Annotated in this window: 10 protein-coding genes and 1 pseudogene; 2 read left to right on the plus strand and 9 right to left on the minus strand. The window is 37.4% G+C overall.

Annotated features, from left to right (window positions below):
* Positions 1 to 126: 126 nt before the first annotated feature.
* Positions 127 to 651 (plus strand): annotated as a pseudogene (locus F6K54_RS30590) (ribonuclease D); the annotation flags it as partial.
* Between the two features lie 932 nt (positions 652 to 1,583).
* Here the strand turns inward: F6K54_RS30590 and F6K54_RS30595 are convergent.
* From F6K54_RS30595 to F6K54_RS30625, 8 genes are all read right to left on the minus strand, one after another.
* Positions 1,584 to 2,369, minus strand: coding sequence for a response regulator (locus F6K54_RS30595; protein WP_293086290.1), 786 nt, complete (start codon positions 2,367 to 2,369; stop codon positions 1,584 to 1,586).
* 436 nt (positions 2,370 to 2,805) lie between these two features.
* Entirely contained in the window at positions 2,806 to 2,907 is a 102-nt protein-coding gene (locus tag F6K54_RS43275) for a zinc ribbon domain-containing protein (protein WP_366558279.1), read from the minus strand.
* Positions 2,885 to 3,073 (minus strand): zinc ribbon domain-containing protein, encoded by a 189-nt coding sequence (locus F6K54_RS30600; protein WP_293086292.1) that lies wholly within the window; start codon positions 3,071 to 3,073, stop codon positions 2,885 to 2,887. The genes F6K54_RS43275 and F6K54_RS30600 overlap by 23 nt, the downstream gene beginning before the upstream one ends.
* Positions 3,074 to 3,134: 61 nt before the next feature.
* On the minus strand, positions 3,135 to 3,683 hold the full coding sequence (locus F6K54_RS30605) for a transposase (RefSeq protein WP_293086294.1): 549 nt from the start codon (positions 3,681 to 3,683) through the stop codon (positions 3,135 to 3,137).
* Between the two features lie 40 nt (positions 3,684 to 3,723).
* Complete coding sequence (locus F6K54_RS30610; RefSeq protein ID WP_293086296.1) at positions 3,724 to 4,143, minus strand: transposase; 420 nt, start codon at positions 4,141 to 4,143, stop codon at positions 3,724 to 3,726.
* A gap of 288 nt (positions 4,144 to 4,431) precedes the next feature.
* Positions 4,432 to 4,584, minus strand: a complete 153-nt coding sequence (locus F6K54_RS30615) for a hypothetical protein (RefSeq protein ID WP_293086299.1) — start codon at positions 4,582 to 4,584, stop codon at positions 4,432 to 4,434.
* Between the two features lie 115 nt (positions 4,585 to 4,699).
* The gene (locus tag F6K54_RS30620) at positions 4,700 to 5,008 is read right to left on the minus strand and encodes a transposase (protein ID WP_293086302.1); all 309 of its coding nucleotides are present in this window, start codon (positions 5,006 to 5,008) and stop codon (positions 4,700 to 4,702) included.
* Positions 5,009 to 5,117: 109 nt separating this feature from the next.
* The gene (locus tag F6K54_RS30625) at positions 5,118 to 5,423 is read right to left on the minus strand and encodes a hypothetical protein (protein ID WP_293086305.1); all 306 of its coding nucleotides are present in this window, start codon (positions 5,421 to 5,423) and stop codon (positions 5,118 to 5,120) included.
* Between the two features lie 749 nt (positions 5,424 to 6,172).
* Here F6K54_RS30625 and F6K54_RS30630 point away from each other — a divergent pair.
* The gene (locus F6K54_RS30630; protein ID WP_293086308.1) at positions 6,173 to 8,149 is read left to right on the plus strand and encodes an ATP-binding protein; all 1,977 of its coding nucleotides are present in this window, start codon (positions 6,173 to 6,175) and stop codon (positions 8,147 to 8,149) included.
* Positions 8,150 to 8,906: 757 nt separating this feature from the next.
* Here the strand turns inward: F6K54_RS30630 and F6K54_RS30635 are convergent.
* Entirely contained in the window at positions 8,907 to 9,821 is a 915-nt protein-coding gene (locus tag F6K54_RS30635; RefSeq protein ID WP_293086311.1) for a 2OG-Fe(II) oxygenase, read from the minus strand.
* Positions 9,822 to 11,155 lie beyond the last annotated feature (1,334 nt).

Below are 11,155 nucleotides of genomic sequence, written 5' to 3' on the forward strand. Positions count from 1 at the left end.
ACTCTGGTAAACGAAGACTGTGCCTGTGACAATCAGGTTAGTTAACTCAGGAGCCGGATGAGGTGAAAGTCTCACGTCCGGTTTTGAATGGGAGGTGGGAGTCGTGAGGCTCCTATCGACCCCTAATTATTACCTTGGCGCGATCGCTTATGTTTAGTACAGTTATGTGATGATCGAGGTATGGTTACAGCTATTCGTATTGAAAAAGGACAAAAAGATGCACCGAATTTAAAACAATTAATGGAAGCAAATAACATAGTTAAGGTATTTCATTTTGCGAGGTTTGATGTAGCAATGTTGCAGTATCATTTAGATATTAAAACTTCTCCGATTTTCTGTACAAAAATTGCTAGTAAGTTGGCACGAACTTATACAGGAAAACATGGTTTAAAGGAGTTGGTAATGGAGTTAGAAAAGGTAGAGTTGGATAAGTCTGCTCAAAGTTCTGACTGGGGAAATTCGGTTAATTTAACTGAAGAACAATTGAATTATGCTGCTAATGATGTGCGGTATTTATTGAGTGTAAGAAAGAAATTAACTGAAATGTTGAAACGAGAAGAAAGATGGGAGTTAGCGCAGCAGTGTTTTGAATTTCTGCCTGTATTTGTTGACTTAGACTTGTTGCAATATAAGGATGTTTTTGAGCATTAATTAAGAGAGTGTTTGTTAAATCAAGTCAAATATAGCAGGACTTACACATAACCACTATTTGTAGGGGGTTACCGAATTATTAATTATTAATTATTAATAATTAAATAATTCTGGTTTAAAACCTCCCCTTTTAAGGGGAAAAAAAAGCGGTCGAGGGATGGCGAGGTCTCGGAGCCATATCCAATCGACCAAGAGAAGAAATAATATCTCCTTATATTCAATCAAGAGCGGTTTTAACTAGAGGTAATTATCAATTATCCATTATCAATTATCAATTAATGAAAGCACTTTTCAATATTGATGAACCACATCGCCATAACCAAAACCCAGTAGGGACTTTGCATGCAACGTCCCTACTGTGGTCTACTAAAATGAAAGGCCGTCATTTGTATGGGTGAGTAATATCATGTTCGGATAATCAGTTATAAATAAAATTTAATGACTGATAGTATCGACAGTACCAAAGAAATACTGAAATTCTCTTTACTTTTCTCCAATATTTCCTCTTTTTCTCCTTTCTTCCCTCCTGACTCCTGAGGACTGAGGACTGACTCCTCACAACAGTTATTTATAAGTATTCAACCGAACATGATATAATATCATTTCCGGATAATTAGGGCTTGCTGATTAAATCTAAAAGTATTGACTTATATTGGTTGAGCGCATTTTTTAGTTAAAAAAAGCAAGCTTTTAGGTTGTAATGGTTCAAAAAATTAGCATTTTAGGCGTATAGTTGCGCAGAATAATTCCTTGATTCTTCTTCCTCCTACCTCCTCTATAATTCCCATTTCTCCTGTCTCCTGTCTCCTGTCTCCTGTCTCCTACCTTCACCCATAAGACTTTTTCAGCAAACCCTAATTAGTGATAAAAAATCTTATCCCTTGAAACCTTTCTTTCCCTTCTGCCTTCTGCCCTCTGCCCTCTGCCTTCGTTCATGATTTTTGTAGAATTTGCTGTAGTTGCTGATTTTTCTCTTCTAGCTGTTGTTCCAGATATTTAATTCTTAGCTGCAATTGTCTGACTTTTAATTGATTTTCTACTCTAGCTAATACCTCAACAGTTTTAAAAGGCTTGGTAATATAATCACTGCCACCTACAGAAAAAGCTTTAACTTTATCCCAGGCTTCATCAAGAGCGCTCACAAAAATCACTGGAATATCCTGGGTTTTAGGATTTGCTTTAAGTTTTTGACAGACAGTATAGCCATCTAACTCTGGCATATAAATATCTAGTAATATCACATCAGGAGAGCCTACCGCTACTGCTTGTAGTGCAATTACACCATTAATCGCCTGTTGGACTTCATATCCTTGTTCCTCAAGCAAATCAGACAACAATTTCAGATTTTGTGGTTGATCGTCCACTAATAGAATATTACCTTTCTCAGAAGTAGGAAGGGAATTGACGGCAAAAGTCATAGGTAACATTTTGATCGCAGCCTCCTGATGACGCATTTGCTCTTCTAGTATAGTTTTAATATTAAATTTAGTGATTTTTTTGTCCAAAACTTCAGACAGAAGTTGCCAGAGTTTAGGAGCAACATCTTGCTTTAAATATTTAGGAGAGTAACCACATTCATCTGCAATTTGATCGTAAGTCTTCTTATTTTCTTGTAGAGTAGTGAGTAATACAGTACGTTGTAAATCACTAAAACAATTGTCCATCTTTTCTCGTATCAATTTTTCAGCAAATGTTAATAACTTTTGAGAGTTACTCATGTTACTTATACCTTTTCAAAATCAATAATCAATAAACGAAGGCAGAAGGCAGAGGGCAGGAGTCAGAATTCCTTTTCCTAGGTCATGCTGCGCAAACTGCATAAGCGCCTCCTACCCTCTACCTTTCCTAATAAAATATTATATAGAACCTATCTCAGATCTATTAGGCATTTCCTCCCAAAGAGGAAGTAGCCAGTAGGAAATGATGAATATGGAGCATATTTCTACCTTTTTCCTCCAAATTCACTATCTCCGTTCTACTAAACTTACCCAAACTTACCCATACATGATAACCTCCGTTTAAGCGTAAGCTATCGCATAGGTTTTGGAGCTAGCTTCCTGCTTTGCTGACGCAATGCTGCGCAAACACAGAAGACTACTGACCGCAGTCTGTAACTTATCTTCTCCACAGGCTTAAATTCGCTCTTGACTCAAGCTACTGATACACATAGTTTTTCAGGTTGATAGCAGCATTAAAATCTCTGTCAGCTTCAAAACCGCATTCACTACATTTGCTAACGCAAAGCTGCGCTAACATAAGTTCTCAAGTGCAATGGCATTTTCTGTTGATGCCCACAGTTTGAACATATTTGAGAACTTGGATAAAATCTAGGAGCTATGACTAATTCACTGCCGTACCATTCACATTTGTATGTAAGTTGACGTTTAAGTTCATAAAAACCACAGTCTGCACCCACCCCCATCCCCTCCCGGGAGGGGAGCTAGAGGGGTGGGTTATGGTTTTTCAACATTCCACTTACATTGTCATACCTCAATTACTATGGTGCTGTGGTTTAAAGCTCGTCCATGTCGTGAGTTTATGTAGAGCATCTGCTCTGATATCAGCAACTGCTTGGTGCGCGTTCCGCAAGCGAGCTGACGTCGTCGCGGGGTCGCATCCGCTTTTTTGTGAACCTTTGCTAGTTTTTTTACTGCTTTGAGTCTATTTTTAGAACCAATAACTTTTTTACTGACTGCACGTTGATGACGAACTAATTGTTTTTTTGCTTGTCTGTAGGCTTTGACATTAGCAAATTTACTGCCATCAGAACAGGTTGCTAATGTATTTATGCCTATGTCTACACCAATAGTTTCTCCAACTTTTTCTGTTGGAGCTGATCCAATATCATATTTAAAACTGATGTACCAACTATCTGCTCTTTTGGATATTCTGACATTTTTTACTCTGCAATTCGGTAAGATTTCGTATGTTTTTACTACTCCTATTCTGGGTAATTGTATGTAGTTTCCTTGGAAAATCTTAATACTTCCTTCTAAGTATAGCGCTGTGCGCAGGCAACAGGCAACAGGCAACAGGCAACAGAGGGAATGAATTGCTGAGAATATAAGACTTTTAGCTATTTTGCCCCTCCTGCAATTTGTAAATATACCAGCGCTCATTGCTATAAAAGCTGTCTTTCCTACCTTTTTTCTTAAATTTTGGGAATCCACATTTAGGAATAGTTAGAAAGTTTTTAAATGCTCTCTCTAAATCCCTTAAGGCTTGTTGTGGGGCACATTTAGATACCTCATAATACCAGGGATTAATTGATTTGACTTCGGCGACTAAACCCTTATGCAGGGTGATGGCGCTTGGGCGTTTTTTAGTTTCTTCGTACTCAGTAATACAAGTTGCTAACCCCCAGTTATAAGCATGGCGAGCTACTCCTGCGTGTTTAGCAAGTATTGTTTTTTGTTGATTGTTAACTTTTAGCCTAGTTTTAAAGGATTTCATTGTAGCGTGATGGATTACCTCCTGTAATAAATTAGACATAATATTATTATACCACAGCGGAATATCTAACCGTACGAAAAAAACTGTAGAAAAATGAAACAGCTTTTATCTTGATATTGGATTAACCAATATAGGCGCTCTCGGCACAGCTCACTATTCCCTCGGCAGTAAATGCCTCTGGGAATTTCTTATCTTATATCTGAAGACTGCCGTTGATATCGGCATTAATTACTTTACCTGTTGCACTCAAAAATAAGCCACGCTTGACTCGTTTACCTACATAGAATTCAATAGCATATTGGTTCTTCTAGGTCAATAGCAGATGTTTTACTGGTGTAACAATCTTGCTGTTTCAATGACTTTTACCCCAGCCTGTTGACACTTATAAGTTATCTGTTTAATTAACTTACCGTGAGGTATTTGAGTAAAATTTTGGTTGTTTTTTTTTGCCGATATTTGCACCTTGTTTCCAGTTATCATTTTTTCCAATTACTACAGTACCGATATTATTTGTGGTTAAATACAAGGGCCACTAAGAAACTGGTGTGATGCAGATAATTCTCGACAAAACGATTTCGGGGAATCGGTTAACGCTTCAATATATCCGGCTAGTTTTTCTGTTGCCTTTGAGATGACTTTGGTACTTAGCTTTTCGCTTGTTATATAGTTGATTGACGCTTTTTAGTGGCTTCCCGTTAATCAGCAGTGGTTTGACACCAGGCTTATTTGTAGATAGAGCGACTATACGGTCAATCCCTAAGTCTATTCCGGCTACAGATGTTGAATGTATTTGTGGCTGAAGAGTTTTTTCATACACTACTTCAATTATATAGCAGCTAGTAGCAGGTACTATCCTGACTTCGATTACAGTGTCAACAACTACAGGTATTTTGATATCACTCATGGATAAGTGACAAATACCATCTTTTAGAGGGGCTTTATAGACTGATTCCTTTGAATATATAACTACATTCCTACCTTGAGTTTTATTTTTATACTTTGGTATTTTGGGTTTACCTAAAAACTTTTGTGGATGTGCGCGACCATTCTCCCATTGCCTGAAAATAACCACGCCAAGTTGCAACCAAGCATTTTATTATTTGTTTTGATACTTTAGTTGGTAATGCTCTATAGGCATCGCTATCTTTGGTGGCGTGGTACAGTTTAGTTAAATCTAGACTTTTTGAGAACTTGAAAAAATGCTGACGACAATAATAGTTAGCCAGGTTGTACAAGTTTTTTGATTTAAAGGCTAACTGATCACACACCTGCCAATAGATATGTGTTCGGTTAATAATATGTCTGTCAACCAGTTGCATTCACCTGAATTATTTCATAAGAGTTATTACCTATTTAATAATACAACAATGTGTGTAAATTTTACAACTATTTTCTACGGTTTAAGTTTAACAGTTACTAACCCCTGTATAATTATGTCTAACTTTTGAACTTCTGTAGTTAGCCCCACACTCCCTACACCCTTTCCAATATGCAAATATGCAACGCCAAATTTTTATTTATTGTGGGTATTCAAAGAAACATGATAACGAAAAACTTGGAAAAAAGCAACCTATAATTAGGGTTTGCTGAAAAAGTCTTTTAGTAGGGGTAGGAGTCAGGAGTCAGGAGAAGTGGGAATTTACAGTGCTTTTCAGTTGAGTAGACCACAAAACTGTTGTAGGAGTAATGAGTAAGGAGTAATGAGTAATGAGTAAGGAGTAAGGAGTAAGGAGTAATGAGTAAGGAGTCAGTATGATTGTGGTTTATTCATCATTAAACCGCTGTAGAGGAGTTAGGAGCTAAGTTTTGTCCCAAGATTGTTCTACCATAGTCAGCTCAAAATACTAGCTTTATGCAGCTCTAGGTACAGAAAAGCTGGCACTTTTTTGAATCCCAAAAAGGCTAATACCTCTATTTATCAATACTTTGAGAATTAATCAGCAAGCCCTAATTATGGGAAACTCTAGAGCAGCTAAAAATAACTCAAGTCAAACTACAAATAGCTAAAGAAAAAGTTATTCTTAAATTACTGAATTTTTTCTAGTTAATTCTCAACTTTAAGTGAATCATGTTTGTTCAACAATTAGATAAACTTACTCTTGATTCGTGTTTAGCAGATCTTCCTAGCTATGACTTTGAAGTTCAAATAACGACCTTGGGAAAAGTTGTGGCAGACACATTTCACGAGCATCCAGAACTACCAGGGGTTATGATTACTTCTAATAATAAAATCATTGGCATGATTTCTAGAATACAATTTTTTGAGCGACTTAGTCGTCCCTACGGACTAGAAGTTTTCCTCAATCGACCGATTCGTGTTCTGTGGGACATTATAGCTAAGTCTGAAAAACTTTTAGATGCAGAGACATTAGTAAAAAGACATCTACTACTGAGTGCAGATTGCAGTATTAATCAAGCAGCAGAACTTGCACTCAAGCGACCAGGCACTTTTATTTATGAACCTATTGTAATTGCATTGCCAGATCGAAGTTGGCGGTTAGTGGATATACAGGTTTTACTTTTAGCTCAATCCCAGCTCTTTTCTCTAGCCAAACAAGCTGCTGAAGCGGCAAATAAGGCCAAATCAGAATTTTTGGCGAACATGAGCCATGAGCTGCGAACTCCCTTAAATAGTGTCATTGGTTTTGCTCAAATTCTCTCTCAAGATACCTCTTTTCAATCAGAACAACAGGAACGCTTGAGGATAATTAATCGTAGTGGGGAACATTTATTATCCTTAATTAACAATATTTTGGAAATGTCCAAAATTGAAGCTGGTCAAATTACTCTCAATGAAACAAATTTTGATCTCTATACTGTTCTTGAAGATATGCAAGATATGTTTGGTCTCAAAGTCCAAAAAAAAGGGCTTCAATTTGTATTAGAACAAGATCCTGATTTACCTCAATATATCTCTGCGGATGAGGGAAAACTACGACAAGTTTTAATTAATTTAATTGGCAATGGGGTAAAATTTACAAGAACAGGCAAAGTAATTTTAAGGGCTAAAGTCGAGGAAGTTGAGAATAATCATCAACTACAATTAGAAGTGGAAGATACAGGTCCTGGTATTGCTCAAGAAGAACTCAATAAGTTATTTGTACCCTTTGAACAAACCACCGCCGGACATCAAATTAGACAGGGAACAGGATTGGGGTTGGCTATTACTGAAAAGTTTATTAAGTTGATGGGAGGCGATATTACGACAAAAAGCACCCTGGGTGTAGGTACTTGTTTCCAATTATCGATTCCCATTCATTTGAGTTCTCCTCAGACTTTTCCTAGCAGAAGAGGGAAAGGCAAAGTAATAGGTTTAGCAGCAAAACAACCAGAGTATCGTATTTTAGTGGTTGACGATCGAGTTGACAATGGCTTATTACTGTTAGATTTACTTGTTTCAGTGGGATTTTCTGTACAACAAGCTATCAATGGACGAGAAGCTACAGAAATTTGGAAAGTATGGCATCCTCATTTGATTTGGATGGATTTGCATATGCCGGAGATGGATGGATATGAAGCCACTAAACAAATTAGACAGTGGGAATCACAGTTAGATCAACCGAGTTCCTCTACAAAGATTATTGCTCTGACTGCTAGTGTATTTCAAGAAAAGCGAGATGAAGTTCTCTCATCGGGTTTTGATGATTATATGGTTAAACCTTTTCAGGAGGAGTTGATATGGGAGAAAATGAGCGAATATTTGGGGGTTGAGTTGATTTATCAACAGCCTGATGAAGCTAATGGTAAAAAACGGCAAAACACAATTTGCGAGCGAGAGCAAGTTACTTCAGAAGATTTATCTGTCATTTTACAGGATATGCCTTCTGAGTGGTTATGTGAACTTCACAAAGCTTCTAGTGAACTCCGGGGTAAAAAAGTGAAGCAGCTAATTAAAGATATTCCTCCAGAAAAAGAAGCGATCGCTGTTCAATTGAAAAATTTTGCAGAAAACTATCAATTTGATCGGATTGTTAAGTTACTGAATTTTTCCTATAGCGGGGAACAGCAGGAAAGTCAAAAGTCAAAAGTCAAAAGTCAAAAGTAAGAATTATAGCTAAAAGTCTGATACCATCAGCTTTTTATCAAAATAACATGGGTCGCGCAACCCCGCCTTTTAAGGCGCAATATTTTTGGAGCGAAAAATCCCCTATTTCCCCTCCTGGGAGGCAGGGTCTATTTATTGTCACGAGAGAAAAAAGAAGTAGGGGAGTGGGGGAGTGGGGGAGTGGGGGAGTAAGGTCAATTTATCGTCACGAGAGAAAAATTGTATCCTTTGAAATTTTGAAATTTTGTACATCTTGCTAGAGTGAGTTAACCAAAAATATACAGTTGTAAATATTCTAGGCGCGACAATGAATTAGCCCTGCTCCACCGGAGGGGGAGGGGCGAGGGGTGGGTTAACTTCTGACTTCTGACTTCTGACTTCGTTAATACCCCTATTGGCTGTTGCCAGATAAGTTATATCATGTCCGGTTGAATACTTACATTTTGGAGGAGGTAAGGCAGAAGGCAGGAGGCAGGAGGCAGAAGGAAAGAAAAGGTTAGAAGGGAAAAGGTTTTTTATCACGCTATTATCCGGACATGATATTATACCAATTCCCATGCATTATTGCTATACTTGGGCAATACTTCAGTTGTCAACTAATCAGCACAAGCAAAATCACTTTGCATACTAATTTCAGCTAAGTTAATGTTAATTATTCTTATGTTCGCTTCTCCCCTACTCCCCCACTCCCCTACTCCCCTGCTCAACAAAATGTAGAAAAGTTTTTGAGAAATGGTATTATTGCCTGCGCAAAGCGCTATACCAGTCTTCTAATCCAACCATTAACTGTAAACCGACTATGTTCAAATGCTTTTGACGGACAAACTACAGGCATTACCTCATGTCTGCAACGACTGTTAAAAAAGATAATGGAATTATTAGCAGGGGTAATAGTTTGAAAATTATCATGAGTTATTGCTGCACCAGCTTTTAATTCAGTATCATAAATTCTTAGTTCACCTCCGGAAAAAGCTTTGGGTTCTTGATAGAAATAATACACATAAGTAATTTCTCTACTTGCTGTTTTTTCACTACCCGCATCATTATGAATTTTGTAATAACATCCATCATTATGTGCTGTTAGTTGGGCTTCAATTTCTGATATCTCGAAAGGACGAAGATTTAATTTAGCTAATACTTCTGGCAATGTTTCTAAAATTTTACTCTGAATAAGTGCTGCTAATTCAGGAAAGTATTGTGAAAATAGTACATAAGACTGCCGATATTTATCAGCTTTTGTGGTGGTGGTTGATTCAATATATTGGTCGCGGTTTTGAATAGCAATTTCTATAGCTTTTTGGTTTTCTTCGGCAGATAAAAAATTGGGAATTTCTACATAAAAAGCAGGTAAAAATGTAGATTTTACTTGTGTTATTTTAGGTTGGTAAGGAGACAGTTTTCTGGTTGAATTATCTGTATTTAATTGATTTATTTGTTGTTGAGCATCAGATATTAATGTGCTTGGCGATTGAGTTTTTTTCTGAGATAAAAGACCTGTCATTTCTAGAATTTTTAGAGCCACTGTTGCTCGTTCTTGTGCCGGAAGTTGTTGATTTTTGAGAATTTCTTCTAAAGTATCAATTGACTGAAGCAGTAATTTATTGACTCTTTCTACTGCTACAATATTGTTGTTTGTATTATTATTACTACTGGCTGATGATTCTGTGTACATAATTCAATTCAATTATTTACTCAAGTTTGACTATGGTAGAACAATCTTGGGACAAAACTTAGCTCCTACCTCCTCACTCATTCCCATTTCTCCTGTCTCCTACCCTAGCAAAAAGACTTTATTCAGCAAACCCTAAGTAGAGTCTTTGCGTAAGTCCTATTGATTTTAGTAACCCATCTTGTAAATAACTGAGCAAATTAACTGTTTCGGTCTAGTATTAGGACTTGGTTCCACGTCAAATTAATAGGGTGACAAATGATGAAATAAACCCGCCCCGCACCAATAATCACTGAGCAAATTAACTGTTTCGGTCTAGTATTAGGGTCGGGTTCCAGGTTAAATTAAAATTGGGTTAGAAATGATTTAAATAAACCCGCCCTCGCACCAATAATAACTGAGCAAATTAACTGTTTCGGTCTAGTATTAGGGTCTGGGTCCCACGTTAAATTAATGGGGTTAGAAATGATTTAGATAAACCCGCCCCCGCACCAATAATCACTGAGCAAATTAACTGTTTCGGTCTAGTATTAGGGTCTGGTTCCAGATTAAATTAAAATTGGGTTAGAAATGATTAGATAAACCCGCCCCCGCACCAATAATCACTGAGCAAATTAACTGTTTCGGTCTAGTATTAGGGTCTGTTTCCAGGTTAAATTAATGGGGTTACAAATGATTAGATGAACCCACTCCCACCACCAATAATAACTGAGCAAATTAACTGTTTCGGTCTAGTATTAGGCTCCGGTTCTGGGTTAAATTAATGGGGATTACAAATGATTAGATAAACCCGCCCCCACCACCAATAATAACTGAGCAAATTAACTGTTTCGGTCTAGTATTAGGCTCCGGTTCTGGGTTAAATTAATGGGGATTACAAATGATGAGATAAACCCGCCCCCACCACCAATAATAACTGAGCAAATTAACTGTTTCGGTCTAGTATTAGGGTCTGGTTCCAGGTTAAATTAATGGGGTTACAAATGATTAGATGAACCCGCCCCTGCACCAATAATAACTGAGCAAATTAACTGTTCCGGTTTAGTATTAGGGTCTGGTTCCAGGTTAAATTAATGGGGTTACAAATGATTAGATGAACCCGCCCCTGCACCAATAATAACTGAGCAAATTAACTGTTCCGGTTTAGTATTAGGGTCTGTTTCCAGGTTAAATTAATGGGGTTACAAATGATTAGATGAACCCACTCCCACCACCAATAATAACTGAGCAAATTAACTGTTTCGGTCTAGTATTAGGGCTGGGTTCCAGGTTAAATTAAAATGGGGTTAGAAATGATTTAGATAAACCCGCCCCCCACCAATAATAACTGAGCAAAT

Source organism: Okeania sp. SIO3B5, assembly GCF_010692555.1.
Classification (GTDB): Bacteria; Cyanobacteriota; Cyanobacteriia; order Cyanobacteriales; family Microcoleaceae; genus Okeania.